Source organism: Meiothermus luteus (assembly GCF_003574085.1).
In the GTDB taxonomy this organism is placed as follows: Bacteria; Deinococcota; Deinococci; order Deinococcales; family Thermaceae; genus Meiothermus; species Meiothermus luteus.
In genome coordinates, this window is the sequence record NZ_QWKZ01000004.1 from 1 (window position 1) to 24,580 (window position 24,580).

The window sequence follows — 24,580 nt, forward strand, 5'->3', positions numbered from 1 at the left end:
CCGCTAGCCCGTCCACCAGTATTTTGAGGGGGGCGCGCTTTTGGGGGTTGGCCTCGAGCCGGGGCGGGCGGAACATCAAGTAGGCCGCGAGGAGCATTACCACCGCGAAGAGGCCGAGCTGCCAGACCCCCGGCACCCACTTGGACAGGTAGGCCCCCAAGTAGGTGCCCACCATCCCCGGAAGGCCGAACCAGACCACGTTCCGCCAGTCAATCAGCCCTTTGCGGGCGTAGGGTATGGCCCCTACCAGCGCGATTAGGCCCACAATGGCCAGGGACTCGGCGATGGCCAGCTTGTCGGGTTCGCCCACCAGGTAGACCAGGATGGGCACAGTGAGGATGGAGCCCCCCGAGCCCAGCATGCCCAGGGCCAGCCCAATCAGGACCGCGCCGGTGAGGGCTAGGAGCACAGGGCCTCCTCGGGTCTGTGGGGGGCTAGGGGGCCAGAGGTTCGCTCGAGGGGGTACCCCTGGGCGGCGTAGCCCTGGATGCCCCCCACCAGCCGGCCCACCTCAAAGCCCTCGTAGGCCAGCACCTCGGCGGCCAGGCCCGCCCGGCTTCCCGTGGCGCAGAGGGTTACGATGGGGCTTCTTAGCTCGCCCAGGTGCTCAAGAAGCCTCTCCAGGGGGAGGTTGCGCGAGCCTGGGATGTGCCCTAGGGCGTACTCCTCCGGCGAGCGCACATCCAGGAGCAGAGCGCCCCGCTTCTGCCAAAGGGAAAGCTCGGTAGGGAAGATGTCCTGCATCATTTCACCGGTAGCTTCGCCCGCTTCCAGGCCTCCAGGCCGCCCGCCAGGTTGTACGCCCGGTAGCCTTTCTCGGCCAAAAAGCGGGCGGCCTGGGCGCTGCGGGCCCCACTGCGGCACTGGCAGATGATTTCCTTGTCCCTAGGAAGCCGCTCCCACTCACTGGGGAGCCTGTCCAGCGGCAGGCCCAAGGAGCCTGGGATTTTCTCCTCCTTGCGCTCTAAGGGGGTGCGCACATCCAGGATGATGGCCCCGGCCTTGGCCCTCTGGTGGGCTTCTTCTGGGCTTAGGCGGCCCACCTTGGGTCCTCCCCCGAGCAGGTTTTTGAGCCAGCCAATCAACGCTCCACCTCTAGCCCTGCAGCCATCCAGCCGTAGGTGCCGCCCTCGAGGTTCCCCACCTGGTTTCCCTCAAAGCCCTGCCCCATCAGGTACTCCGCGGCCTGGGAGGAGCGGTTGCCCGAGGCGCAAACCAAAAGCAGCCTGCGGTCCTTGGGGAGTTGGCTGGCCTCGGCGACGAAGCGGCTTAGAGGAATGTTGACCGCCCCCGGAATGTGCCCCATAGCGTACTCGTAGGGCTCCCGCACATCCACCACATAGGCCCCTTCCCGAATCCAGGCCTGGGCCTCTTGGGGGGTGAGCTCGGTGAAGGCGGTGTGTTGGTAGACGGCCTCTTGTGGCTCGGTGTCCAGCGGCAACCCAGCCTGGTACCAGGCCAGGATGCCCCCGTCCAGGTTCAGGACGTTTGGATGCCCCTTGGCCGAGAGCCAGGCCGCAGCCTGGGCGCTGCGGGCCCCGCTGCGGCAGTAAAGCACCACCGGCGCGTCCTTGGGAATCTCCTGGTACCGCGCAGCGAACTCCGAAAGGGGGATGAGCCGGGCACCCTCAATGCGTGCCTGGGCGAACTCCTCGGGTTCCCGCACATCTACGAAAAGCGCTTTCTGTTCCTGTAACCTGCGGGCTTCGGTAGGGCTGATGTCTTTGTATAGGGTGAGCATCTTCTTCCTCTCCTAAACGGGGCTTGCACAGGGAATTCCAGCCTCGCGCCAGGCCTTTATCCCTCCCTCGAGCTGCCAGACCCTCTTGTAGCCCAGCTTCTGCAAGGTTTTGAGGGCTTCCTGGGAGCGGTTGCCGCTGCGGCAGTAAAGCAGGGTGGGCGCCTCGCGCTCGAGGTACAAGGGGGCCAGCTTCTCCAGCTTGGATAAGGGCAGCCTTATCGCCCCTGGTAGGACGCCTTCGGCCCACTCATGGGGCTCACGGATGTCTACCACCCGGTAGCGCTCTAGGGTCTGGTAAGCAACCCGCACATCCAGGTTCACAATCCACCTCCTAGACCGGGGCTTAGGCGCCCACCAGGGCCAGGGCAGGGCTTTTTTCTATGGGGAAGCCCTCCTGTTGCCAGGCCCGGATACCTCCAGTCAAGTTGATGAGGTTGGTGAAGCCGGCCCCCATCAGGGCGCTGATGGCGGTAGAGGAGCGGTCACCGCCCAGGCAGTGCACCACCACCGGTTTGTCCTTGGGTATCTGGCTCAGGTGCCGCATTACCCGACCGGCATGGATGTTCAGGGCCCCTGGGATGTGGCCGGATTTGTACTCGTCGGCCCCACGCACGTCCAGGATGAACACCTCACCCTTCTCCCAGCGGGCCTTGGCCTCGGCTGCGGTGATTTGGGGGACGGTTCTTAGCTCCCCCTCGGCATAGCCTTCCAGGGTTGGGATGAACCCCACCACCCGGTCCAGCCCAATGCGGACGAGCTGCTTGACCAGCTCCGGCACCCGCTCGGCTGAGGCCAGCAAGACCAGGTCACGTTCGTAGGGCAGCAGCCAGCCTGCCCAGGTGGAGAAGTTCTTGCCCGCGGGGATGTTGATGGCCCCCTCGAGGTGCCCCCCAGCAAAGGCCAGCTTGTCCCGGGTGTCTACCAGCAGGGCCCCTTCGGCCAGCCGCCGGCGGAAGGCCTCAGGGGTGAGCTGGGGAGGCTCGGGAAGCCTGCCCAGGATGGGCATCCCGTCCCGGTTGAGCTGCTTCATCTGGGCGAAGTAGTAGGGGGCCTCAGGCTGGCCCGAGAGCAGGGCCTTTACAAAGCCTTCCTCGTCGTTCCTACGCAGGTAGTCGGCCCACCAGGCGAAGCGGCGCTCATAGCCCACGGTGGTGCTGGCCACCGCGCCCAACCCCTTGCCGCAGGCGCTGCCGGCTCCGTGCCCGGGCCATACCTGTACGTAGTCGGGGAGGGTGAGGAACTTTTCCTTGAGGCTTCGGAACAGCCGGCGGGCCCCCGGCTCGGCGGTGCCTTGGATTCCGGCCGCCTCCTCTAGGAGGTCGGGGCGGCCCACATCCCCTACGAACACGAAATCGCCGGTCAGGAAGTAGCCCGGCTCGCTGGCCACTGCGCCGTCCTGCACCAGGAAGCTCAGGTGCTCGGGGGTGTGCCCGGGGGTGTGCACCGCGGTGAGGGTAAGGTTGCCGATTTTAATCTGGTCCCCGTCCTTGAGGAGCTGGTGGTCAAAGCCCTCTAGGCCATTGTACTTCCAGTTTTCGTCCCCCTCGTCGCTTAGGTAGAGCCTGGCCCCAGTGGCCTTGGCCAGTTCGCGCGCCCCGGAGAGGTAGTCGGCGTGGATGTGGGTCTCGGCAACGGCCACAATCCGCATCCCGTTCTTTTGTGCCTCGTTCAGGTAAACCTGGATGTCCCGGCGAGGGTCCACCACCACCGCCACCCCCGCGGCCTGACAGCCGATGAAGTAGCTCCCTTGAGCCAAGCCTTCCTCGTAGATGTGCTTGAAGAGCATAGGCGATCCTCCTGCTCCATACGATATATCCCTATGGGGTATATTGTCAAATACCCCCCTGGGATATTAAGCCCTTTCCCTGAGCATAAGGCTCCAGCCTCCTCGCGCGTAACCCCAGGGTAGGCATAACCTTTCATCTGAGCAAATAGCAAAAGGTTATGCACCTCTTCACGTTTGGGGTATGATGGCGGTGGCCGAGTATGCGCCTAAATCCCCGCTACCTGGTGGTTTTCTGTGTGGTGGCCGAGCTGCGCAGCTTGAGCCGGGCTGCCGAGGTCCTGAACCTCAGCCAGCCTGCGGTGAGCAAGACCCTAAAAGCGCTGGAGAGCGTATTGCGGCAGTCCCTTTACGAGCGCACCCCACAGGGCATCGTCCTCACCGAAGCAGGTAAGGCTCTTTTGCCTTACGCCTGCGCGGTCAACCGCAGCCTGGCCCACGCCGCCCGCTTCATTCAGGAGCGGCGCTACCGGCGCGTTCCCAGGCTGGAGGTGGGCCTGGCCTGGAGCCTAATTCCCCGCTACCAAAGCCGGCTTCTCCTTTGGGCCAAGGCGCATCTGAATCGCTGCGAGCTTCACCTAACCAACGGCACAACGTTGGAGCTGATAGAGAAGGTCTACCAGCGCGACTTGGAGGCGGCGCTGGTTTTGGGGGGCACGGACGACCTTCCCGAGCCCTTGCTGGCCCGCCGTCTTACCTCGGACGAGGTGGTGCTGGTGGTGGCCCCGGGCCATCCCTGGGCGGACCTAGGGGGGGCCGCGCTGGGGCAGCTCGAGGGCGCGGTGCTCCTGGTGCCCCAGCGCAACTCCCGTCTGCGCCTGCGCCTAGAGCAGTTCCTTGAGCGGCACGGAATTGTGCCGCAACAGGTACTGGAGTGCGGCAGCCTCTATGGGGTCAAAACCGCAGCGGCCGCCGGGTTGGGTGTGGGGCTGGCCTGCCGCTCGTTTGTGGAGCCGGAGGTCGCGGCCGGTGCGCTGCGGGCCTTGCTCATTGAGGACGCGGGCTTTTCGCTGGGGGTACACTGGGTAGCCTACCCCGAGTCGTCGGTGGACCTGGCGGCTCGAGAGCTGCTCGAGCACCTGCGGGGCTACCTAGAGGCTCCTGCCTGACCCCAGCCGTAAATCTGCCGCAGCGCCTCGTACACCCCCACGCCCACCGCGACCGCCAGGTTGAGCGAGCGGGTCCCTTTCCCAGGCATGGGGATGCACACCGCGGGGAACGCCTCCAGCACCTCTGGGGGAAGCCCCCGGCTCTCCGGGCCGAACAGCAGGTAGTCGCCGGGGCGGTAGTGGGCTGCGGTGTGGGGGCAAGAGGCCTTGCTGCTAAAAGCCCAAAGCCGGGCGTCCTGAGGCAAAGAGCGCAAGAAGGCCTCCCAGGAGTCGTGCAGGGCGATGTCTGCCTCCGGCCAGTAGTCCAACCCGGCCCGTTTGAGCTTGGGGCTTCCCCGGCGGAAGCCGAGCGGGCGGATTAGGTGCAGCTCTGCTCCCGTAACCGCGCAGGTTCGGGCGATGTTGCCGGTGTTCTGGGGAATTTCGGGTTGGTAGAGCACGACCTTTACCATGGGCTCAGTCGCGGGAGCGGTACTGGATGACCTCCACCTTCTCCATGGTCACAAGCCCCTCTGCACCATTCGCTCGAGGGTGGGCAGGAAGGCCCGAATTTTCTCCTCGGTGTCCACAATCTCAATGCAGATTGGGAGGTCCTCGCAGAGCTGCAGAATCTTGGCGGTGTGGATGCGGGAATGAGCCCCAAAGCCCATCCCTTTAAAACGGTGGCCCCCGCCAGGCCGGTCTTCTTGGCCTCTAGGACGATGGCCTCGTAGAGAGGCTGCCCCTGCCACTTGTCGGATTCCCCCAGAAAGATTCGCAACAGCTCGGCTTCTCCCTCGAGCTTCACAGCCACCTCCCGGCTAGGCGATAGGCAAGAAGGACCAGCAAGAATCCCAGAACCACGCTGCCCAGCACGTACAAGGAGGCCTTGAACCACTCCCCTTGCTGCACCAGCGCAAGGGTTTCCCAGCTAAAGGTGGAGAAGGTGGTGTAGCCCCCCAGCACCCCCACCGCCAAAAGCAGCCGCCACTCAGGGCTGAGGGCCCCCTCCAGGCTGAGCCGCAGCACAACACCGATAAAGAAGCTTCCGGTGATGTTGATTAAGAATGTGCTCCAAGGGAACCCGGGCCCGCTCAGGGCCTGTACCCAGGCCCCCAGTCCGTAGCGCAGGAGCGCCCCGATGGCCCCGCCCAGCGCCACCAATAAGTACCGCTCCACGCCGATAAGTATTCTTCTAAAGCCCTCCTTAATCCAGGCCCCTGTCATCCTCTAAGAAAACCTAAGCTAGACTTTAGGGATGAGATTTCTGGGCTTTTTCTTGCTCTTGCTGGTGGGCTGCGCACCGCAGGTAGGGTTTGGCGATAAGGAGCGGCGTGAGTGGGGCTTGCAACCTGTCATCAGCGATTTTGCCCCCGACCGGGGTGAGGGGGCCAAGTATAGGCTGCGCGAGCGGGTGTTTTTCAGCTTTACCCTAAGCCAGCCAGGCTACGTGACCCTGGTTACCATGGACCCCGATGGAACCACGGTGGTCCTCGAGCGCAACGTGCAATTGCCCGCAGGAAAGCACACCTTTCCCTTGGCCGCCGACCGCAACGCCCAGGGCCAGGCCGCCTACTTGGTGGTGCCCCCCCTAGGGCCTTCCCGCTTTAGGCTCCTGTACACCAGCACCCCAGCCCCCAGCCGCGAGTTGTTTCGGGGCAAGCTGAGCAACGAAGAGTTCAACCGCCATACCCGGGCCTACCTGGGCGAAGCCCCGGTCCGCGATGTGGCCGAGACCTGGATGGAGGCGGTGCCGTGAGGCTGCTTCCGCTTCTCCCCTGGATTGCCCTAGCCTTGCTGGCCTGTGGCCCCGCAGCGCCACAGAACCACCTTGCCCTGAAGCCGGGTGCGGTGGTCCTGGGCGAAGAGGAGGTGGACTCGGTGGGCGCTTCCGAGATGAATGTGCAGACCGACAAAGACCTCTCCCCAGGGCAGATTGTGATCAGCGATGAAGGCGAGGGGCTGGTGCGCCGGATTACCGAGGCCACCTTGGCTGGGGCGGGAATGGTGGGTGGTCAGGCGGTGCGCAAGTTCTACCTCAAAACCGAGGACGCGACCCTCGAGGAAGCCGTTGCCTCGGGGGAGGTGAGCCTAGAGAGCGACCTGCCCATTGGCGAGGCCAACCTGACCCAGGCCCTGCCCGGGGTGAGCGTGCAGAGCTTTACCGGGCGCATCAACCTGACCGATGTGAGGTTTGATATCCCGGGGGTGCCCGGGTCGGCCATTACCCTCAACGGGTTTGTGGAGCAGACCCTCAGGCCCAGCTTCAACCTCAAGTTCAGCAACGGCAGCGTTGAGGTGTTCAAGGCCGGGATGAGCGGCACCCTCAAGGCCCAGGTGACGGCCGCCATCCAGGCCGACGCCAGCTACAGCCCCTTTAGCCTGAACAAGGAGCTGGCCTCCTGGAACATCAAGCGGGCTTTTTTGGTGGGAGGGGTGCCGGTGGTGGTGGTCCTGCAACCCAAGCTCATCGCCGGCGTAAGCAGCCAGGCCGGCGGCAAGGTGACGGTCTCGGTGGGCATCGCCCCCACCTTCGCCACCAACCTCCAGCTTGACTACAACCGCAACCGCACCACCAACGGCGGCTGGAACAACACCTTTGCCGCCAGCTTTGCCCTGAACCCCAGCTTCAACTACTCGGTGCCGGTGCAGGGGATGGGCCAGGCTTTTGTGGGGTTGGCAATGGGGGTCAAGTTCTATGGGGTGGCCGGGCCGAACCTCGAGGCCAGACCCTTTATCAACCTGACCCTTTCGGGAAACAGCGGCGCGGCCACCCTCAAAAGCGGCATCAACGGCGGCAGCAAGGTTGAGGCCGGCTTTAAGGTGCTGGGCAAGGGCTTGGAAACCGCCTACAATGGCCCCACCTTTGAGGAAGCCCGCACCTTTAGCTGCCAAGCCCCCAGCACCTGCACCGCCAATTGAGTCACCTTGGCCTTGCACGGGAGCCCAACAGCCTAGAGAATACCCAGGTGTTTGAGTTTTCCATCACCGCCCGGTCAGGCCGGGCCCGCGCCGGGCTTCTCACCACCCCCCATGGGGTGGTGAAGACCCCCCTCTTTATGCCGGTGGGCACCCAGGGCAGCGTGAAGGGGATTTCGCCCAGGGAACTCAAGGAAATAGGCTCACAGATTGTTCTGGCCAACACCTACCATCTGCTGTTGCGCCCGGGGCCGGAGCGGGTGCGGGCCTTGGGAGGACTGCACTGGTTTGCTGCCTACGACGGTCCCTGGCTCACCGACTCGGGGGGCTTTCAGGTGATGAGCCTGGGTGACCTGCGCAAAATTGACGAACAGGGCGTGACCTTTCGCAGCCACCTGAACGGCGACCTGGTTGTGCTCACGCCAGAGCGCAGCATTGAGGCCCAAGAAGCACTCGGGGCCGATATCATCATGGCCTTTGACGAGTGTCCGCCCTACCCTTCTAGCCCCGATTACCTGAAGGCCTCTGTTGGGCGTACCCTGCGTTGGCTCGAGCGCTCCCTCAAGGCCAAAACCCGCCCTGACCAGGCCCTTTTTGCCATCGCTCAGGGGGGGGTTGATCTGGAGCTACGCCGCACCAGCGTCCTAGCCACGGTGGCCTTTGACACCCCGGGCTTTGCCATCGGGGGGTTGGCGGTGGGGGAGCCTAAGGAAGACATGTACCCGGCGGTGGAGCTTTCCACGAGGCTCCTACCCGACCACAAACCCCGCTACCTGATGGGGGTGGGCCACCCCGAAGACCTGGTGGCCGCGGTGGCCTTGGGGGTGGACATGTTTGACTGCGTCTACCCCACCCGCACCGGGCGCTTTGGCTACGCTTTGGTGCCCGAAGGGCGGCTCAACCTCAAGCTCTCCCGCTACCTAGACGACCCCCGCCCCATTGACCCGGCCTGCGACTGCTACGCCTGTACTCACTACAGCCGGGCCTACCTTTCGCACCTGGTGCGGGCCGAGGAAATCCTGGCCCTGCGCATGCTCTCGCTTCACAACCTGCGCTACCTGCACCGCCTGATGGAGGCAGCTTGGGAGGCCATACAAAGCCGGGATTACGGGGCCTTTGCCCGCGAGTTTGCCGGGAGGCGGTTCAGGGAGGGCATACCCCCTTGGTTTACCCTTGCCTTGAGGGAGGGGGGGCACTGGGGCTAGGGCTCCTCACGAGGGCTCCAGCAGGCCCAGTAGGGTCTCTCGGTAGCTTTGGTAGGCCCTCAGGCCCTCAGGGGTCAGGCCGACCCAGGTTCTGGGCCTTCTGCCCACAAACCCCTTCTCTACCGCTACATACCCTGCTTCCTCGAGCTTCTGTAGATGGCTGGACAGGTTGCCCTCTGTGAGGCCCAGGGCCCCTTTCAACCAGGAGAACTCTGCCTTGGCCCCCTCCCCAAGCCCGGCCAGCAGCGCCATCAGGCGAAGGCGGGTCTCCTGGTGGATCAGCGGGTCCAGCGCCATAGGAGCTGTGTTCCGTAGAGGAAGGCCCCGAAGCCGGCCAGGGCCATGCCCCAGGGGAAGGCCTGAGGAAGGAGGTGGTAGAGGAGGGCATCCAGAAGGAAAAGGCCAAGCCCGGCAGACAGAAGCCCGCGCACCTGCCAGATGCGCCCTGTAAGGGCCAGCCCCAGGGCCACCAGGCTTACCAGCAAGCCCTGGCCGGCTAATCCCTTGGGGGAGAGTAGGGAGGACCAGTAAAGGTAAAAGAGGGTGAGCAGACCCCAAAGGGCGAAGGTGAGGTGCCCCCGTTCACTTTGCACCCACCTGCCTTGCCTTATGCCCAGGAAGAAGGAGACGAGGATGCCCAAAGGGGCAGCCAGAACCCAGAACAACCCCGCCCATGCTGGGGCCAGTGCAGCGAGGCCGTAGCCTAGGGTCCAAATCCCACCCCAGAGGACCAGGCTCCATCCCCCCAAAAGGGAGAGGCGCAGCCGCCCCTCTGCCTCCGCTGCTTCGGCTATATTCAGGAGCTTATGGGCTTCTTCCGGCTTCACGGGGTTCCTCCGCCGATAAGGAGCCGCAGGTAGGCGCCCCCTCCCGGGAAGCCCAGGGGGAAGGCGTACCCTACCCCAAGGCCTATTGCCCACCCGGGGCTAGAGGAGAAGAAGAAGGCCCTGAGGCCCAGGTCCAGAAGGAAACCTCTATTTCCGGCCCGCTCCTCCCCGCCCAAACCCACCGCCGGGAGCAGATAGACCTGTTGGAGCGGGAACAAGGGACCCGTGAGGAAGACTCCGCCGCTCAGGCTCGCTCCCCCGTAGCTTTCCCCGCCAAAGACCCAGGAAACCTCCCCGAAGGTTGCTGTGCCAAAACCGCCACCTCCCCCATGGGGACCACCTTGGTAGCCTAGGAAGCCGTAGCCCAGGCCCCCTGCTAGGGCAGAGGAGAGCAAAAGGCCCGCTAGAAAGCTAAGCCCACGCATTTAGCACCTCCGCAAATAACTTTGTACCACAAATAAAATTTGGAACGCAACAGCGCCAAAAAACTACTGCCCCCATGCCGGCCCGCTGCTCAAAGGCGTTGGCTACTCCGCGCGTGGTGGGCGACGAGGGACTCGAACCCCCGACTTCATCCTTGTAAGGGATGCACTCTACCAGCTGAGTTAGTCGCCCGTTGGTGACCCCAAGGGGATTCGAACCCCTGTTACCGCCGTGAGAGGGCGGCGTCCTAGGCCACTAGACGATGGGGCCCCGCTTGCTGGAGGCGGGCCGGCCCTGCTCCAGGCCGCCCACTAGCTTAGCATAGAGGCCTCAATTCGTAAAGGCTTGTCTGCGTTGCCGCTAGCTCCTGCCTGATAAGACCTTGGGTGGCCATCTCCAGTCAGGTCCTGCTGGGATAGTGCAACGGATTTAGAGGCTTCTGCCATCGGGGCTTGGCGCTGCTTTTAACAAGGTGAATCGGTTTTTTGTGACACTTTGTAAATATACCGATGATAATTTGTTTATTTATTCTGTTTATTTTGCCTACTGTTAAATCTTAAATAGACAAAAGTCAAAAATTCCATTGACAAATTGCAAAGGACTTAAATATACTCCCTGGCATGGGAGACCCGGTTTCCCATCCCAAGAGGTCAGCCTTATGGAAGCGATTTGCAGCATCCCAACCCACTGCTGTTTCTGTGCCATGCAGTGCGCAATGCAGTTGCACGCCGACGGCACGGTCAAACCCCTGCCCCACCCCATCAACGGGGGCAAGCTCTGCGTGCTGGGCCTGACCTCGGGCGAGTTGCTGGGGCACACCGAACGCCTGAGAACCCCTCTGGTCCGCAAGGGTGGGCGGCTCGAGCCCACAAGCTGGGAAGAGGCCCTGGAGGTGGCCGTGCAGGGCTTCCAGCGCATCGCCGCCGAACACGGCAGGAGCGCCAACGCGGTGTACGGCGGGGCCAGCCTGAGCAACGAAAAGGCCTACCTGCTGGGCAAGTTCGCCCGGTTGGCCCTACAAACGCCGCACGTGGACTACAACGGGCGCTACTGCATGTCGGCGGCGGCAGCGGCCCAGAACCTAGCGTTTGGGCTGGACCGGGGGCTCAACCGTCCCCTCGCCGACCTTCCCCAACACGATGTGATCCTGCTGGTAGGCTCCAACGCCGCCGAGTGCCTGCCCATGCTGATGCCCCACCTGCAGCGGGCCAAGGAGGGCGGAACCCGCTTTATCGTGGTAGACCCCCGGCGCACCACCACCGCCAACCTCGCCGCTTTGCACCTGGCCGTGCGCCCCAGCACCGACCTCGCGCTGGCCAACAGCCTGCTCTACCTGCTCGCCAGGGAGCAGCGGCTCGACCACAGCTTCATCGCCGAGCGCACCCAGGGGTTTAGGGAGGCCCTGAGGGCTGTGCAGGGGTGTACGGCGGCCTGGGCCTCGGAGGTCTGCGGGCTCATGCCTTACGAGGTCGAACAGGCCGCCCTTCTACTGGCCAGCGCCCGCAAGGCCCTCATCCTCACCGGGCGCGGGGCCGACCAGAACTCCCGCGGCGTCGCCACCAGCCTGGCTTTCATCAACCTGGCGCTGGCACTGGGGGCTGAGTTTGGCACCCTCACCGGCCAGGCCAACGGCCAGGGGGGACGCGAGATGGGCCAGAAGGCCGACCAGCTACCGGGCTACCGCAGCATCGAAGACCCTGCCGACCGCCAGGCCGTCGCCCGGGTATGGGGAGTCGAGCCCGAGCAACTCCCTGGCAAGGGGTACTCGGCCTTCGAGATACTGCAGGCCGTCGCTCGAGGGGAAATCCGGGGGATGCTGGTGATGGGTTCGAACCCCATCCCCTCTTCCCCGCGCTCAGACTGGGTGCGCGAGAGCCTCGAGCGCATGGAACACCTGGTGGTGATCGACTCCTTCCTCTCCGAGACCGCCCGCCACGCCAGGGTGGTGCTGCCTGGGGCGCTGTGGAGCGAGGAGGACGGCACCACGACCAACCTCGAGGGTCGGGTGGTGCTGCGCCGGGCGGTGCGCCTTCCCCCCGCTGGGGCCAGGAGCGACCTGGAGATCCTCTGTGACCTGGCTACCAGGCTGGGAGCGGGACAATACTTCAGCTACAGCGGCCCCAAAGAGGTCTACGACGAGCTGCGCCGGGCCACCCGCGGCGCTAAAGCCGATTACTACGGCATCACCTGGGAGCGCCTCGAGGCCGGAGAAGAGCTGTTTTGGCCCTGCCCGTCCGAAGACCACCCCGGCACGCCCCGGCCCTTCGCCCAGCGCTTCGCCCACGCCGACGGGCGTGCCCGCTTCAGCCCCACCCCCTTCCGGCCCAGCGCCGAGGAGCCCGCCGCTGCCTACCCGCTCTACCTCACCACCGGGCGGGTGCTCTACCACTACCTCACCGGCAACCACACCCGCCGCTTGGGGCGCCTCTTTAGGAAGTGCCCCGAGCCACTGCTGGAGGTCCATCCCGAAACCGCCCAGCGCCTGGGGCTCGCCGAGGGCGAGTTGGCCGAGGTCAGCAGCCCGCGTGCCAGCGCTCGCTACCGGGTCAAGCACAATCCCAAGATTCGCCCCGACACCCTCTTCGTGCCCTTCCATTGGGACGGACAGCAGGCCGTCAACCGGCTGATGAACCCAGCGCTCGACCCCATCTGCCAGATGCCCGAGTTCAAGGTGGCCGCCGTGAGCCTTACCCCAGTCGCCCATTCCGAAGCCATTGCGGTAGCCGCCGATTAGGAGGAGCCCAGACATGTACTACCCCGTGATGCTGAACCTGCGCGAGAGGAAGGTGCTGTTCGTGGGTGGGGGCTGGGAGACGGAGGCCAAGGTCAAGGGGCTCTTGGCGGTGGGGGCCAGGGTGACGCTGCTCTCCCCCCACGAGCACCCTGGCCTCGAGCCCCTCCACCGCGAGGATCGGCTGGCCTGGCTGCGGCGGGGATATCAGCGGGGCGACCTGGCGGGCTTCTCCCTGGTGTTCTCGCACCCCAGCGACAAATCGCTCAACGCCCTCGTCGCCCAGGAGGCCCGTGAGCGCGGCATCTGGCTCAATGCGGTAGACGACCCCGCCCACTGCGACTTCATCCTGCCCGCGGTGCACCGCCAGGGGGAGTTGGTCATCGCCGTCTCCACCGGCGGGGCGGCCCCTGCGTTGGGGGTGCGGATCAGGCAGAAGCTGGCCCGGGAGTTCGGGCCGGAGTACGCTCCCTACCTCGAGCTGCTGCGCTCCTTCCGCCCTATCGTCGCCGCGACGTTCCCTGACGACTTCGAAGCCCGCAAGGCCGCCTGGTACCGCATGGTCGACAGCCCTGCGCTGGAGTTGGTGGCTCTAGGGGAGATGGAGGCGGCACGGGAGGTGCTCCTGGCGGCTTTGCACCACAACCCCAACCACGGCCACGACCATGACCATGACCGCAACGCATCGGAGTTGGAGGTGCCGTCGTGAGTATAAGCCGCAAGGGTGAGGGCGAGAGAGAGCAGAGGGGCAAGGTCTACCTGGTGGGGGCGGGTCCGGGCGACCCCGAGCTGCTGACCCTCAAGGCCCTGCGGGTGTTGCAGGAGGCCGAGGTGGTGCTCTACGACCGGCTGGTCGGCCCCGCGGTGCTGGAGCTGTTGGAGCGGGTCAACCCCCTGGCCGAGCTGATCTACGTGGGCAAGGAGCAAGGGGAGCAGGAGCGGGTGCAGGGCGAGATCTTCGGGCAGATGCTCTTCCACGCCCGCTCCGGGCGCAAGGTGGTGCGGCTGAAGGGGGGCGACCCCATGGTCTATGGCCGGGGGGGAGAGGAGTGGGCCTTTTTGGCCCAGCAGGGCATCGCGGTGGAGCTGGTGCCCGGCATCAGCTCCGCCCTGGCCCTGCCCGGCCTGGCCGGTATCCCCCTGACCCTGCGCGGGGTGGCAGGTGGCTTCGCGGTGCTCTCGGGGCATACCCAGGGGGGGAGGATACCCGACCTTGCCCCTTACGCCCGCATTGACACCTTGGTGATCCTGATGGGGGTCAAAGCCCGGGCTCAGCTCGCTCGAGCCCTGCTTGCGGCGGGCAGATCGCCGGACGAACCGGTGGCCTTCGTGGAGAACGGCAGTACCCCCCAGGAGCGGTTGGTGCTTTGCTCACTCGGGAGGGTGGCGGAAGGAGGAGTTCAGGTTTCACCCCCAGCGCTTTGGATTGTCGGCGAGGTGGTGCGGGCTCGAGAAGTTCTCAAAACGGGCTGCTCCACAGCGCCGGGGACGCTCGAGAAATCCAAGGTGGGGGCATCAAGGAGCTAGGTATGAAAATCACGCGCAGACAGGTGCTCAAAAAGGGCGTTGCGGGGCTTGCTGGCGGTGGGCTGACCGGCCTTATGCGGGGTTTTGCCCGGGGCAGGAGGCTCAAGATTGGCTTTATCGCCCTCACCGATGCTGCCCCGGTCATCATGGCGGGAGAGCTGGGTTTGTTCAAGAGGTATGGGTTGGATGTAGAGGTTACCAAGGAAGCAAGCTGGGCCACTACCCGTGATCATCTCCTGAATGGCGAGCTCACCGCGGCCCACTGCCTATTCGGAATGCCCTTTTCGGTCTACGCCGGGATTGGCGGACCGGCAGGGAGGATCATGCCTATAGGAATGGTGTTGAACGCGAATGGGCAGGGCATCACCCTCTCACAGAAAGACTTTGGGGGCAAGGTGGGCTTCAAAGACCTCAGGGGGATCGGCAGACTCATTCAGGCCAAAAAGACCGAGGGCAAGCCGCTCACCTTCGCCATGACCTTTCCGGGTGGAACACATGACCTATGGTTGCGCTATTTCTTGGGGGCCTGCGGGGTTAACCCCGTGAGGGACGTCAAGGTCATCACCATTCCTCCACCCCAGATGGTTGCCAACATGGGGGTAGGCAACATGGACGGCTTTTGTGTGGGTGAGCCTTGGAATGGGGTAGCGGTCAAACAGGGCGTTGGCTTTACCGTGGTCGCCTCGCAGGATGTGTGGAAGCACCACCCCGAAAAGGCCCTGGTTTTCAACAACGAATTTTTCAGGGGCGATCCTGACCAGGCAAAGGCCCTTACCAAGGCCATCCTTGAGGCCTGCAGGTGGCTTGACAACTCCACCAACCGTCGTGAGGCAGCTCGAGTTATCGCCCGACGCCAATACATCAATGCTCCTTCGGATGTGGTGGATGGGCGCCTGCAGGGCATATACGAGATGGGCGGCGGCCTTGGGCGCAGAAATTACCCCGAGGATATGATGTGGTTTCATCGCAACGGCCTAGTGAATTTTCCCCGTAAGTCTCACGCCATTTGGTTTTTAGCCCAGTACCGGCGCTGGGGGATGCTCAAGGAGAAGCCGGACTACGAAAAGATTGCCGAGGCAATCCTCGCTCAGGAGTTTTACGCTTCTGTAGCTAAAGAACTCAAGGTGGTGGTGCCCAATGACGATATGCAGCCCCTGAGTGGCTTCATTGATGAGGTAACCTTTGACCCCAGAAACCCCGAGGCTGCAATCAGGCAATACGAGATCAAGGAGCTGTAAAGGGGTGGATGTAGGTCTTTTCCCGGTTCTTGTGCTGGAGGTGCCCATGCAACGAGCTGCTCTGTTCGGCAGGTCCACGCGCAAGAAGCTCAAGGCTCCCAGATGGATTTGGAGCTCTCTTAGCGTGGTGGTGGGTTTTTTGCTCTTTGGGGCCGTCTGGTATCTCCTAAGCCACACTGTGGCCCCTAGGGTTCCCGATCCTTTGGCTACTTTGCAGACTTTTTTGGAGCTGATTCGCAATCCCTTTTACGACAATGGCCCCAACGACAAGGGTATTGCCATCCAGCTTGGGGTATCCTTGCTGCGGGTATTCGCGGGGTTTCTCCTAGGGGTCTTGATTGCCCTGCCTTTGGGGGTACTTGTTGGCTCAAGCGAGCTGTTGCGCGGCGCACTGAACCCGGTTATCCAATTGTTGCGCCCAGTCTCGCCCTTGGCCTGGTTTCCGGTGGGCTTGGCCGCCTTCGCGGCCTCGGAAAAAGCCGCTGTGTTCGTGATTGCCATTTGCTCCTTATGGCCTACCCTGATTAACACGGCAGCCGGCATCGCTTCGGTTCCCGAGGACTACAAAAATGTCGCTCGAGTCTTCCGCTTCTCGCCCTGGAAATACCTCACCCGCGTTCTTTTGCCCTATGCCCTTGTCTACATCCTGACTGGGTTTCGCTTGGGATTGGGCATTGCCTGGATGGTGATTGTTGCTGCGGAGATGTTGTCGGGTGGCACGGGTGTGGGCTTTTTCATCTGGGATAGCTACAACGCCCTTGACCTAAACCGGGTGATGGCCGCCATTCTCCTGGTGGGCTTGGTGGGTTGGGTCCTAGACTCGGTTCTGGGGTATGCGCTGAGGAAGGTCCGTGTTTGACGGGGAGTGGGGAGGACCAGATGGGTGGTTACCTTCTTCTCTCTGAGGTGAGTAAGCGCTTCGGCAGCTACGTGGCGGTTGAGAAGTTTAGCCTACGGGTGGAGCAGGGCGAGGTGGTCTCGCTTATCGGCCACTCGGGTTGTGGAAAGTCCACGGTGCTTTCAATGGTCGCGGGGCTTTCAAGGCCTACCAGCGGTCGGATTACCCTCGAGGGCCGGGAGCTAGACGGCCCCGGGCCTGACCGAGGGGTGGTGTTCCAGAACTATTCGCTGCTGCCTTGGCTGACGGTCTACCAGAACGTCTACGAAGCAGTGGACTCGGTGCACCGCGACCTTACCGCCGAGGACAAGGCCCGCGTTGCTGAGAAGTTCTTGAGGATTGTCAGGATGTGGGAGCATCGTTACAAGCGGCCCGGTGAAGTTTCCGGTGGGATGAAACAGCGCACTGCCCTCGCTCGAGCGCTCGCTATCAATCCCAAGCTCCTTTTGCTGGACGAGCCTTTTGGAGCCCTTGACGCGCTCACTCGTACAACCCTACAGGACCAACTTCTGAATATCTGGAACGCCGCCTTTGAGGATGCGTTCTTGCGGGCGCTTTGGGGTGAGGAGCAAAAAACCATCCTGCTGGTGACCCACGACATTGACGAGGCTATCTACCTTTCAGATCGAATCGTGGTGATGACAAATGGCCCTCGAGCCACCGTGGGGGAGGTGGTAGAGGTTGGTCTGGAGCGTCCACGTGACCGGAAGCGGGTGCTTGAGCATCGAACCTATGTGGAGCTCAAGGAGTACTTGTTGTACTTGCTCACCGAGAAGTATGGACGCCAGGAGGTGGCGTGAAGGTGCGTGGAGACCAACGACCAAGAGGTCAGGGGAAAAGCGCGGGCCTAGAGCAGTGCGCCTACTTTCCACCTAGGAGGTTGCTATGCTTCGCCGGATAGTGGTGGTCGGCAACGGCATGGTGGGGCATAAATTTTTGGAAACCTTGCGTTCTAGGACCTCTGATTACGAGCTCACGGTAATCGCCGAGGAGCCGTGTTTAGCTTACGACCGGGTGCGCCTGAGCGCGTTTTTTGAGCAGCCGCGCCCCGATTTATCCCTCGGCACATACCAGCAGTACCAGGCCTGGGGGGTGCGGGTTATAAACGCCAAGGCCACCGGTATTGACCGGGAGCGCAGGGTGGTGCAGGCCGAGGACCTCGAGGTAGGGTACGACATCTTGGTGCTGGCCACGGGCTCTTATCCCTTCGTGCCGCCCATCGAGGGGCGCGACCTCCAGGGCTGCTTCACCTACCGCACCCTCGAGGACCTCACCCGCATCGAGGCCTGGGCCAGGCACAGCCGGAAGGGTGTGGTGATCGGGGGTGGCCTGCTGGGGCTGGAGGCCGCCGGGGCGCTTTTGAAGCTGGGTTTGGAAACCCACGTGGTTGAGCTGGCCTCCCACTTGATGCCTCTGCAACTTGACGAGCTAGGGGGTCGGCTGCTGCGGAGGAAGCTCGAGGCCATGGGGATCGGGGTGCACGTCTCCAAGTCCACCCAGCGAATCGAGGCCAGAGGCGATCGCGTAGCAGCGCTGCGCTTCGCCGACGGGAGCAGCCTCGAGGCCGACTTGGTAATCTTCTCGGCGGGGATTCGCCCACGCGACGAGCTGGCCCGTCAAAGCGGCCTGAAGGTGGGTGAGCGTGGCGGCATCGTCATCGACGAGCACTGCCGTACCTCCGACCCCCACATCTACGCCATCGGGGAGTGCGCGCTCTACCAGGGTCGCATCTACGGACTGGTGGCCCCCGGCTACGAGATGGCCCGCGTCCTGGCCGAGCACCTCACGGGCGGCGAGCGGACCTTCAGCGGTGCGGACCTGTCCACCAAGCTCAAGCTGTTGGGCGTGGAGGTGGGCAGCTTCGGCGACGCCTTCGCCCAGACGCCGGGCGCGCGGGAGGTGCTCTACAGCGACTTCGGCAAGGGCGTTTACAAGAAGCTGGTGCTCAGCGAGGAGGGCAGGCGGCTTCTGGGGGGCATCCTGGTGGGCGATGCCTCCGACTACGCCAACCTGCACAACCTGACCCTCAACGCTGTGGAGCTCGACAACCCCGAACATCTGCTCATTCCCCCCGTTGAGGGGCGTGCCATGAGGGCCAGCCTGCCCATGACGGCGCGGGTGTGCTCGTGTGAGAACGTGACCAAAGGGGCCATCTGCGAGGCGATCCGCTCGGGCTGCCGCGATATTGCCTCGCTGAAGAAGGCCACCCGTGCCGGCACCGGCTGTGGCGGCTGCGTGGCCATGATGGGCGACGTCCTCAAAGAGGAGCTGCTGCGGCTGGGTGAAAAGGTCAGCGACCACCTCTGCGAGCACTTCCCCTACAGCCGCCGCGAGCTCTTTGACATCGTGCGGGTCAGGGGCTACAAGACCTTTGAGGCTTTGCTACGGGACTATGGCAAGGGATACGGTTGCGAGGTCTGCAAGCCGGCGGTGGCCTCAATCCTGGCCTCGCTCTACAACGAGCACGTGCTCGAGGAGGCCCACGTACCCTTGCAAGACACCAACGACCGCTTCCTGGCCAACATGCAGCGCGACGGCACCTACTCGGTGGTGCCCCGCATCCCCGGCGGGGAAATCACCCCCGATAAGCTCATCGCCATCGGCCAGGTGGCGAAGAAGTACGGGCTTTACACCAAGATCACCGGCGGGCAGCGGGTGGACCTGTTCGGGGCGCGACTCGAGCAGCTCCCGCACATCTGGGCCGACCTCATCGCCGCCGGCTTCGAGTCGGGCCACGCCTACGGCAAGGCCTTGCGCACCGTCAAGAGCTGCGTGGGCGACACCTGGTGCCGCTACGGAGTACAGGACTCGGTGGGGCTGGCCATTCGCCTGGAGAATCGCTACAAGGGCCTCAGGGCCCCGCACAAGATCAAGATGGCGGTCTCGGGCTGTACCCGTGAGTGCGCCGAAGCCCAGAGCAAGGACGTGGGGGTGATCGCCACCGAGCGGGGCTGGAACCTCTACGTCTGCGGCAACGGCGGCATGAAGCCCCGCCACGCCGACCTGCTGGCCGCCGACCTCGACGAGGAGACCCTGGTGCGCTACATCGACCGCTTCCTCATGTTCTACATCCGCACCGCCGACCGGCTCCAGCGCACGAGCGTGTGGCTGGAGAAGCTCGAGGGCGGCCTCGAGTACCTGCGCGAGGTGATCGTGGAGGACAAGCTGGGTCTGGCGGCGGAGCTCGAGGCCCAGATGGCCCACCACATCCAGACCTACCGCTGCGAGTGGAAGGCCACGCTGGAGAGCCCCGAGAAGCTCAAGCACTTCCGCCACTTCATCAACTCCGACGCCCCCGACGACAATATTGTCATGGTGGAACAGCGCGGCCAGCACCGCCCGGCCTACGACTTCGAGCGCGAAACCCTGCCGCTGCCGCTGGCGACGGGGGTGAAACCGTGAAGTGGGTGCGGGTCTGCCGGATGGAGGACATCCTGCCCGGACTCGGGGTCTGCGCCCTGGTCGAGGGGAGGCAGGTGGCCATCTTCCGTGTGGGCCAGCGGCTGTTCGCCCTCTCCAACTTCGACCCCTTCACCCGCGCCAACGTGCTCAGCCGCGGCCTGGTGGGCAGCAAGGGGGAGCGGCTGTACGTGGCCTCGCCGCTCTTGAAGCACCGCTTCGACCTCGAGAGCGGCGAGTACCTCGACGACCCCTCGGTCCGCGTTCCGGTCTACGCGGTGAAGCTGGAGGAGGGAGACGTCTGGGTGGGCGTTCCCGTCAGCGAGGCGGCGAAGGTGGGCACATGAAGCTCTTGGGGATGCGCTTTGCCTTATGCGGCCCCCGTCGGGCGGAGGATCTGGCGCTGATCCTGAAAAAGCAGGGAGCCATCCCCCTCTTCCGCCCCACCATCCAGACTGTGCTGGCCGAGCCCCACACGCTCGAGGCCCAGCTCCGCAAGTTCGCCCAGGAGGGCGCGGACTGGGTCATCTTCACCACCGGGGTGGGGCTTGAGGAGTTGCACAAGCAGGCCGAGGTCCTGGGGTTGTGGGAGGAGGTGCGGTCCCAGCTCCAGCGCAGCAAGGTCGCCCTGCGCGGCTACAAGGCCGAGCGGGCCCTCAGGCGGCACGGCCTCGAGGCCCTCGCCAAGGACGAAGACGGCACCGTCGAGGGCCTAATTGAAGCCCTGCAGGCGCATTCCTTCGCGGGCCAACGGGTCTTCCTTCAACTCTACGGCCAACCTGCACCCAGGCTCGTGCGTTTCCTCCGCGAGCAGGGGGCGGAGCTCGAGGAACTCCTGCCCTACCGCCACGTTTGCGCTCCCGAGGCTGACCTCGAGCGGCTGCTGGAGGAAATCCTCACCCGCCAGGTAGATGCCGTGGTCTTCACCAGCGTGCCCCAGGTGGAGTGCCTGCTGAGCTACGCCCGGGAGCAGGGGCGGCTGGAGATCCTTAAGGAGGCTTTCGAGGAGGTTTGGGCGCTGGCCATTGGGCGGGTGACCGCCAGGCCCTTGCAAGAGGCGGGAATCCGGGTGTGGCACCCCCAGACCGAGCGCATCGGGGCCTTGGTAACGGAGTTCGCCGCCCTCGAGGGACCCAAGGCGGCAGGGCCTTAGGGTTTGTGGTAGACTTGAAAGGCTTGTGTCTTGACCGCAGGCTGCGGTTCCTAAAATCCTGGAGGAAGGCGATGGAATACCGTATCAAGGCCCAGACCCGTGGAAACGAGAGGCCAGAAGCCCTGCGCAACGCGGGCAAGCTGCCCGGGGTGGTCTACAACCGCCACGAGAACTACAAGGTGGTGGTAGACCTAAAGGAGTTCAACAAGGTTTTCCTCTCGGCTGGCATTCACCATGTGATTACCCTCGAGTTTGAGGGGGGTAAGAAGGTGGACACCCTGGTGCGCCAGGTAAACCTGGACAAGCGCCGCCGTCGTCCGGAGCATGTGGACTTCTATGCTCTTTCCGACGAGCCGGTACAGATGTGGGTGCCGGTCAAGGTGGTGGGCACCGCCCAAGGGGTGCGGGAAGGGGGAGTACTCCAGCTCGTCAACAGCGATATTCAAGTGCGCGTGTCCCCTAAGGCGATTCCCGAGTTCATTGAGGTGGACGTGAGCCACCTGCGCATCGGGGACAGCATCCACGCCGACGAGGTAAGCCTGCCCCCGGGGGTGAAGCTGGCCATGAACCCCCGCGATACCATTGTGGCCATCGTTCCACCTGAGGACGCCGAAAAGCTGGCCGCAGAAGCTGCGGAGGCCCCTACCGAGGTGGAGGTCATCAAGAAGGGCAAGGCGGAAGAGGAGAAGTAACGTCCTTTGCTCTTGGGGCCGAAGAAAGCGCTGCGCTGATCGGCCCTTTTTTTGGTTATGTTCCTGATTGTGGGGCTGGGCAACCCGGGCCTGCAGTACGCCCGCACCAAGCACAACGTGGGGTTTTGGGTGCTTGACCTGCTGGGCTCGAGGTTCCGCCTACGGGGTAAGGCCTGGGTGGCCGAGGCCGGGTTTGGGGGCTCAGCGGGCCTGCTGATTAAGCCCGCCACCTTCTACAACGCCAGTGGGGAGGCGGTGGCCCCTCTGGCCCGCTTCTACAGGGTTCCACCCGAACACATCCTGGTGGTCCACGACGAGCTGGACCTGCCCCCGGGCCGGCTCCGGTTCAAGGCCGGGGGAAGTGCGGCGGGCAACTACGGGGTGGCCTCCATCGCCCAGCACCTGGGCAGCCCCGGGTTTCACCGCCTGCGCATCGGCATTGGGAAACCCCCCAGTCCCGAAGAGGGGGCTGGCTGGGTGCTTTCAGGGTTTTCCCCCGAGCTGCAGCCTCGTATGGAGCGGGTGGTGCGGGTGGCCGCCGAGGCCGCCCAGATCTGGGCCACCGAGGGGCTAGACGCCTGCCAGAAGCGCTACAACGGCCTTTGGGTGGCTTAGGGGGCGGGCTCCAGGGTCTGCCGGGCAGCAAAGCGGGTTTCTCCCATCCGCATCGGGAGATAGCCGCCCTGGGCCCACTGGGCCAGGAGGCGGTCGTACTGGGCGGAGAGCAGGTGGCCTGACTGGCCCATGGGGTGGATGAATAAGGAGCGCTCCAGGTCCGCGAAGTCCAGAATCTGCCGGTAGCTGCTGCCTACGGTCATGCGGAAGGTGGCAGGGTCGTAGGAGGCGCGGTTTAGGGTGTAGCGGTCCCCCCCATGGGGCAGGCTGCGGTCGGAAAAGCGCCTGAGGAAGGGAACGTTGGTCAAGACAGGATGGGCAAAGGTGGCCCGGTGGACCTGGCCCCAGGGGGGTGGGTTGCTGCCCCAGCGGTCTAGGGCTTTGTCCAGGGCCAACGCGGCGTACTCCAAGCAGGTCTGCGTATCGGGTGTTCGGCAGGCTGGGTCATCCTCCCGCATGGCCGCGAGCAGGTAGCGGGGTTCCTCCCAAAAGGGCTGCCCCACCTCCTGGCTGGGCAGCCGGCTGAGCTCGGTGTACCAGGTTTGGAAGACGGTGGGCTCGGTCTGCTCTGCCCGCATCACCCCATCCCAGGCCAGCAGGCGGGTCTTCCAGCGGCGCGCACTTTCCGAAAGGGGATTGAGGGCTTCCAGCACCGGCCTGAACTCCCGGTAGAGCAGGCTTTTTATGTCCTGCTGCATGGCCACCATGTCCTCTAGGGTGAGCTTGTCCTTGCTCAAGATAAGCTCGCGGATGCGCTCTGCCCGGTAGGGTTCCTCCCACTCCAAGGAGATGGTGTGGGGGTAGCCTGGGGCGGTGACCTTGTTGTTGGCGGTGACGATGAAGCCCTCCTTGGGGTTGTAGACCTGGGGCCACTCCTCTTGCGGCAGGTAGCCCTGCCAGTCCCAGTTTCCATCCCCTGGAACCGGCATCAGCCCGCTGTGGCCTGGCCGACGGATGGGGAAGCGGGCCGGGGCCATGTAGCCGATGTTTCCCTTCACGTCGGCGTAGACGAAGTTCTGGCTGGGGGCGTTGTAGAGGGAGAGGGCAGCCTTGAACTCCTGCCAGTTGCGGGCTCGAGCGATGCCCAAAAAGGCCTCCAGGGTGCGGTCGGTAGGGTCCAGGCTGGTCCAGCGCAGGGCCAGGGGACGGGCCCCAGGGTTGTTCACCACGTCGTTGATGACCGGACCATAGCGGCTTTCCCGGATCCTGAGGACAACCTCGGGCTCGCCCTTGACCCGTATGACCTCGGTGCGGATGCGCCAGGGCTCCACCCGGCCTTTGTACCGGTAGCCGCCCGGGGCCTCTTCCAGGATGTAGAGGTCCTGCACATCCGCCCCCACGGTGGTCACCCCCCAGCCGATGTGCTCATTGCGGCCAATGACCACCGCCGGAAGCCCGGGAAAGCTGCTTCCAATGGCCTTGTAGCCGGGGGCTTCCATGTGCACCAGGTACCAGATGGAGGGGGCCCCAAGCCCCAGGTGCGGGTCGTTGGCCAGTAGGGGCTTGCCGGTGGCGCTCCGGGCGGGGCCGATGACCCAGTTGTTGGAGGCCCACATCTCCCCCGGTAGGTGTAGGACTTTGGGCAGGCGGTCCGCTAGGCTCAGCAGGCTGCGGGCCGACTCGCCGTCGGGCCTGGGGGGAGGGGGCTGGCGCAGGTCTTCGGACTGCAACACGGTCGGGGCATCCTCGGGGTAGGGGGGCCTAAGCCGGCGCATCCGCTCGGGGCTCATGCCCTTAGCCGCCCACTGCAGCCGCTCGAGCTCGTTGCGCCAGTTGCCCGAGAGGTCGTAGGCCATCATCTTGGCCCAGACCAAGACGTCGGCGGGCTTCCAGGGTTCTGGCTGAAAGCCCAGCAGGCGGAACTCCAAGGGCAGGGGCGGGCGGATGGAGAGGTAGGCGTTGATGCCGGCCACATACGCGTCCACCACTGCCCTTCCTTCGGGCGAGAGGCTGAGGTAAGCCTGCTCGGCGGCACGATAAAAGCCCCAGGTGCGCAGAAAGCGGTCTTGATCCAAGGTGGCGCGGCCCAGCACCTCGGAGAGCCGTCCGGCCCCAATTCGCCGCTGAAACTCCATCTGCCAAAGCCGGTCCTGGGCGTGGGCCACCCCCAGCGCAAAGAAAACGTCGTGGTCGGTCTGGGCCTTGATGTGGAGCACCCCCTCGGGGGTCCGGTACATCTCCACCGGGGCCAGGAGCCCTTTTAGGGCCAGCCGGCCGGTGTGCTGGGGGAGGGTGGCACCCCGGAGCCAGAAGAGGCCCACTACCCCAGCCGCTAACCCCAGGCCTGCCAAGACCAGCACCAGCCTTGCCAAGAAGCCCAATAGACGCATTTTCCCTCCTT

Annotated in this window: 27 protein-coding genes, 2 tRNA genes and 1 pseudogene; 15 read left to right on the forward strand and 15 right to left on the reverse strand. The window is 64.3% G+C overall.

Features of this window, described 5'->3' with window-relative positions; genetic code table 11:
* The 6 genes from Mlute_RS01115 to Mlute_RS01140 form a co-directional block, all read right to left on the reverse strand.
* A partial coding sequence (locus Mlute_RS01115) for a sulfite exporter TauE/SafE family protein (RefSeq protein WP_147371017.1) occupies positions 1 to 409 on the reverse strand: 409 nt, incomplete at its 3' end.
* Positions 400 to 747 (reverse strand): rhodanese-like domain-containing protein, encoded by a 348-nt coding sequence (locus Mlute_RS01120; RefSeq protein WP_245958797.1) that lies wholly within the window; start codon positions 745 to 747, stop codon positions 400 to 402. The genes Mlute_RS01120 and Mlute_RS01115, both read right to left, overlap by 10 nt.
* Complete coding sequence (locus Mlute_RS01125; RefSeq protein ID WP_119358938.1) at positions 744 to 1,085, reverse strand: rhodanese-like domain-containing protein; 342 nt, start codon at positions 1,083 to 1,085, stop codon at positions 744 to 746. The genes Mlute_RS01120 and Mlute_RS01125 overlap by 4 nt, the downstream gene beginning before the upstream one ends.
* Positions 1,082 to 1,741: a rhodanese-like domain-containing protein gene (locus tag Mlute_RS01130; protein WP_119358939.1), complete on the reverse strand. Its 660-nt coding sequence runs from the start codon at positions 1,739 to 1,741 to the stop codon at positions 1,082 to 1,084. The genes Mlute_RS01125 and Mlute_RS01130 overlap by 4 nt, the downstream gene beginning before the upstream one ends.
* Positions 1,742 to 1,753: 12 nt before the next feature.
* Entirely contained in the window at positions 1,754 to 2,062 is a 309-nt protein-coding gene (locus Mlute_RS01135) for a rhodanese-like domain-containing protein (protein ID WP_119358940.1), read from the reverse strand.
* Between the two features lie 22 nt (positions 2,063 to 2,084).
* Positions 2,085 to 3,527: a rhodanese-like domain-containing protein gene (locus Mlute_RS01140; RefSeq protein ID WP_119358941.1), complete on the reverse strand. Its 1,443-nt coding sequence runs from the start codon at positions 3,525 to 3,527 to the stop codon at positions 2,085 to 2,087.
* Between the two features lie 200 nt (positions 3,528 to 3,727).
* Between Mlute_RS01140 and Mlute_RS01145 the strand changes: the two genes are divergently transcribed.
* The gene (locus Mlute_RS01145; protein WP_119358942.1) at positions 3,728 to 4,633 is read left to right on the forward strand and encodes a LysR family transcriptional regulator; all 906 of its coding nucleotides are present in this window, start codon (positions 3,728 to 3,730) and stop codon (positions 4,631 to 4,633) included.
* Here Mlute_RS01145 and Mlute_RS01150 read toward each other — a convergent pair.
* The 3 genes and pseudogenes from Mlute_RS01150 to crcB form a co-directional block, all read right to left on the reverse strand.
* A complete protein-coding gene (locus Mlute_RS01150) occupies positions 4,612 to 5,085 on the reverse strand; it encodes a tRNA (cytidine(34)-2'-O)-methyltransferase (protein ID WP_119358943.1) in 474 nt (157 codons plus the stop codon). The genes Mlute_RS01145 and Mlute_RS01150 overlap by 22 nt on opposite strands.
* Before the next feature lie 4 nt (positions 5,086 to 5,089).
* Positions 5,090 to 5,420 (reverse strand): annotated as a pseudogene (locus tag Mlute_RS01155) (DUF190 domain-containing protein).
* Positions 5,417 to 5,791, reverse strand: coding sequence for a fluoride efflux transporter CrcB (gene crcB, locus Mlute_RS01160; RefSeq protein ID WP_182482441.1), 375 nt, complete (start codon positions 5,789 to 5,791; stop codon positions 5,417 to 5,419). The pseudogene Mlute_RS01155 and the gene crcB overlap by 4 nt, the downstream one beginning before the upstream one ends.
* A 79-nt stretch (positions 5,792 to 5,870) precedes the next feature.
* Between crcB and Mlute_RS01165 the strand changes: the two genes are divergently transcribed.
* Genes Mlute_RS01165 through tgt form a run of 3 tightly spaced genes read left to right on the forward strand, consistent with a single transcriptional unit; the run spans position 5,871 to position 8,736 of the window.
* Entirely contained in the window at positions 5,871 to 6,371 is a 501-nt protein-coding gene (locus Mlute_RS01165) for a DUF4384 domain-containing protein (RefSeq protein WP_119358944.1), read from the forward strand.
* Complete coding sequence (locus Mlute_RS01170) at positions 6,368 to 7,534, forward strand: hypothetical protein (protein WP_119358945.1); 1,167 nt, start codon at positions 6,368 to 6,370, stop codon at positions 7,532 to 7,534. Before Mlute_RS01165 ends, Mlute_RS01170 begins: the two co-directional genes overlap by 4 nt.
* 47 nt (positions 7,535 to 7,581) lie before the next feature.
* Positions 7,582 to 8,736: a tRNA guanosine(34) transglycosylase Tgt gene (gene tgt / locus Mlute_RS01175; RefSeq protein WP_119358946.1), complete on the forward strand. Its 1,155-nt coding sequence runs from the start codon at positions 7,582 to 7,584 to the stop codon at positions 8,734 to 8,736.
* A 6-nt stretch (positions 8,737 to 8,742) separates the two neighbouring features.
* On the opposite strand, the gene Mlute_RS01180 is transcribed toward tgt, so the two are convergent.
* The 5 genes from Mlute_RS01180 to Mlute_RS01200 form a co-directional block, all read right to left on the reverse strand.
* The gene (locus Mlute_RS01180; protein WP_119358947.1) at positions 8,743 to 9,033 is read right to left on the reverse strand and encodes a winged helix-turn-helix domain-containing protein; all 291 of its coding nucleotides are present in this window, start codon (positions 9,031 to 9,033) and stop codon (positions 8,743 to 8,745) included.
* The gene (locus tag Mlute_RS01185) at positions 9,015 to 9,563 is read right to left on the reverse strand and encodes a hypothetical protein (RefSeq protein WP_119358948.1); all 549 of its coding nucleotides are present in this window, start codon (positions 9,561 to 9,563) and stop codon (positions 9,015 to 9,017) included. Before Mlute_RS01185 ends, Mlute_RS01180 begins: the two co-directional genes overlap by 19 nt.
* On the reverse strand, positions 9,560 to 9,988 hold the full coding sequence (locus Mlute_RS01190; protein ID WP_119358949.1) for a hypothetical protein: 429 nt from the start codon (positions 9,986 to 9,988) through the stop codon (positions 9,560 to 9,562). Before Mlute_RS01190 ends, Mlute_RS01185 begins: the two co-directional genes overlap by 4 nt.
* Positions 9,989 to 10,102: 114 nt before the next feature.
* Positions 10,103 to 10,178 (reverse strand) — tRNA-Val (locus tag Mlute_RS01195).
* Positions 10,179 to 10,180: 2 nt separating this feature from the next.
* Positions 10,181 to 10,256: transfer RNA gene (locus Mlute_RS01200), tRNA-Glu, on the reverse strand.
* A gap of 445 nt (positions 10,257 to 10,701) precedes the next feature.
* On the opposite strand from Mlute_RS01200, the gene Mlute_RS16365 reads away from it, so the two are divergent.
* The 11 genes from Mlute_RS16365 (at position 10,702) to pth (ending at position 22,239) form a co-directional block, all read left to right on the forward strand.
* Positions 10,702 to 12,720, forward strand: a complete 2,019-nt coding sequence (locus tag Mlute_RS16365; RefSeq protein WP_220452046.1) for a molybdopterin oxidoreductase family protein — start codon at positions 10,702 to 10,704, stop codon at positions 12,718 to 12,720.
* Positions 12,721 to 12,733: 13 nt separating this feature from the next.
* Positions 12,734 to 13,426, forward strand: coding sequence for a precorrin-2 dehydrogenase/sirohydrochlorin ferrochelatase family protein (locus tag Mlute_RS01210; RefSeq protein ID WP_245958798.1), 693 nt, complete (start codon positions 12,734 to 12,736; stop codon positions 13,424 to 13,426).
* Positions 13,423 to 14,244: a uroporphyrinogen-III C-methyltransferase gene (cobA, locus tag Mlute_RS01215; RefSeq protein WP_245958799.1), complete on the forward strand. Its 822-nt coding sequence runs from the start codon at positions 13,423 to 13,425 to the stop codon at positions 14,242 to 14,244. Before Mlute_RS01210 ends, cobA begins: the two co-directional genes overlap by 4 nt.
* 2 nt (positions 14,245 to 14,246) lie before the next feature.
* Positions 14,247 to 15,482 (forward strand): CmpA/NrtA family ABC transporter substrate-binding protein, encoded by a 1,236-nt coding sequence (locus Mlute_RS01220; RefSeq protein ID WP_119358951.1) that lies wholly within the window; start codon positions 14,247 to 14,249, stop codon positions 15,480 to 15,482.
* A 211-nt stretch (positions 15,483 to 15,693) separates the two neighbouring features.
* On the forward strand, positions 15,694 to 16,341 hold the full coding sequence (gene ntrB / locus Mlute_RS01225; protein ID WP_220452047.1) for a nitrate ABC transporter permease: 648 nt from the start codon (positions 15,694 to 15,696) through the stop codon (positions 16,339 to 16,341).
* Between the two features lie 20 nt (positions 16,342 to 16,361).
* Positions 16,362 to 17,180, forward strand: a complete 819-nt coding sequence (locus Mlute_RS01230; protein WP_119358987.1) for an ABC transporter ATP-binding protein — start codon at positions 16,362 to 16,364, stop codon at positions 17,178 to 17,180.
* An 85-nt stretch (positions 17,181 to 17,265) separates the two neighbouring features.
* Positions 17,266 to 19,782 carry a nitrite reductase large subunit NirB gene (gene nirB / locus Mlute_RS01235; RefSeq protein WP_119358952.1) on the forward strand — a complete coding sequence of 839 codons (2,517 nt, stop codon included), beginning with the start codon at positions 17,266 to 17,268 and terminating at the stop codon, positions 19,780 to 19,782.
* Positions 19,779 to 20,126 carry a nitrite reductase small subunit NirD gene (nirD, locus tag Mlute_RS01240; RefSeq protein ID WP_220452048.1) on the forward strand — a complete coding sequence of 116 codons (348 nt, stop codon included), beginning with the start codon at positions 19,779 to 19,781 and terminating at the stop codon, positions 20,124 to 20,126. The genes nirB and nirD overlap by 4 nt, the downstream gene beginning before the upstream one ends.
* Positions 20,123 to 20,932 carry a uroporphyrinogen-III synthase gene (locus Mlute_RS01245; protein WP_119358954.1) on the forward strand — a complete coding sequence of 270 codons (810 nt, stop codon included), beginning with the start codon at positions 20,123 to 20,125 and terminating at the stop codon, positions 20,930 to 20,932. Before nirD ends, Mlute_RS01245 begins: the two co-directional genes overlap by 4 nt.
* Before the next feature lie 71 nt (positions 20,933 to 21,003).
* On the forward strand, positions 21,004 to 21,624 hold the full coding sequence (locus tag Mlute_RS01250) for a 50S ribosomal protein L25 (RefSeq protein ID WP_119358955.1): 621 nt from the start codon (positions 21,004 to 21,006) through the stop codon (positions 21,622 to 21,624).
* Positions 21,625 to 21,681: 57 nt separating this feature from the next.
* Positions 21,682 to 22,239 (forward strand): aminoacyl-tRNA hydrolase, encoded by a 558-nt coding sequence (pth, locus tag Mlute_RS01255; RefSeq protein ID WP_119358956.1) that lies wholly within the window; start codon positions 21,682 to 21,684, stop codon positions 22,237 to 22,239.
* Here the strand turns inward: pth and Mlute_RS01260 are convergent.
* Entirely contained in the window at positions 22,236 to 24,569 is a 2,334-nt protein-coding gene (locus Mlute_RS01260; RefSeq protein WP_119358957.1) for a penicillin acylase family protein, read from the reverse strand. The genes pth and Mlute_RS01260 overlap by 4 nt on opposite strands.
* Positions 24,570 to 24,580 lie beyond the last annotated feature (11 nt).

Excerpts from the sequence above, each read along its gene's own strand:
- Mlute_RS01120 (WP_245958797.1), bottom strand. The coding sequence starts at position 747 with ATGATGCAGGACATCTTCCCTACCGAGCTTTCCCTTTGGCAGAAGCGG.
- Mlute_RS01130 (WP_119358939.1), bottom strand. The coding sequence starts at position 1,741 with ATGCTCACCCTATACAAAGACATCAGCCCTACCGAAGCCCGCAGGTTA.
- Mlute_RS01140 (WP_119358941.1), bottom strand. The coding sequence starts at position 3,527 with ATGCTCTTCAAGCACATCTACGAGGAAGGCTTGGCTCAAGGGAGCTAC.
- Mlute_RS01145 (WP_119358942.1), top strand. The coding sequence starts at position 3,728 with ATGCGCCTAAATCCCCGCTACCTGGTGGTTTTCTGTGTGGTGGCCGAG.
- Mlute_RS01150 (WP_119358943.1), bottom strand. The coding sequence starts at position 5,085 with ATGGTAAAGGTCGTGCTCTACCAACCCGAAATTCCCCAGAACACCGGC.
- Mlute_RS01165 (WP_119358944.1), top strand. The coding sequence starts at position 5,871 with ATGAGATTTCTGGGCTTTTTCTTGCTCTTGCTGGTGGGCTGCGCACCG.
- Mlute_RS01180 (WP_119358947.1), bottom strand. The coding sequence starts at position 9,033 with ATGGCGCTGGACCCGCTGATCCACCAGGAGACCCGCCTTCGCCTGATG.
- Mlute_RS01190 (WP_119358949.1), bottom strand. The coding sequence starts at position 9,988 with ATGCGTGGGCTTAGCTTTCTAGCGGGCCTTTTGCTCTCCTCTGCCCTA.
- Mlute_RS16365 (WP_220452046.1), top strand. The coding sequence starts at position 10,702 with ATGCAGTTGCACGCCGACGGCACGGTCAAACCCCTGCCCCACCCCATC.
- Mlute_RS01210 (WP_245958798.1), top strand. The coding sequence starts at position 12,734 with ATGTACTACCCCGTGATGCTGAACCTGCGCGAGAGGAAGGTGCTGTTC.
- Mlute_RS01220 (WP_119358951.1), top strand. The coding sequence starts at position 14,247 with ATGAAAATCACGCGCAGACAGGTGCTCAAAAAGGGCGTTGCGGGGCTT.
- Mlute_RS01230 (WP_119358987.1), top strand. The coding sequence starts at position 16,362 with ATGGGTGGTTACCTTCTTCTCTCTGAGGTGAGTAAGCGCTTCGGCAGC.
- nirB (WP_119358952.1), top strand. The coding sequence starts at position 17,266 with ATGCTTCGCCGGATAGTGGTGGTCGGCAACGGCATGGTGGGGCATAAA.
- Mlute_RS01245 (WP_119358954.1), top strand. The coding sequence starts at position 20,123 with ATGAAGCTCTTGGGGATGCGCTTTGCCTTATGCGGCCCCCGTCGGGCG.
- Mlute_RS01250 (WP_119358955.1), top strand. The coding sequence starts at position 21,004 with ATGGAATACCGTATCAAGGCCCAGACCCGTGGAAACGAGAGGCCAGAA.
- pth (WP_119358956.1), top strand. The coding sequence starts at position 21,682 with ATGTTCCTGATTGTGGGGCTGGGCAACCCGGGCCTGCAGTACGCCCGC.
- Mlute_RS01260 (WP_119358957.1), bottom strand. The coding sequence starts at position 24,569 with ATGCGTCTATTGGGCTTCTTGGCAAGGCTGGTGCTGGTCTTGGCAGGC.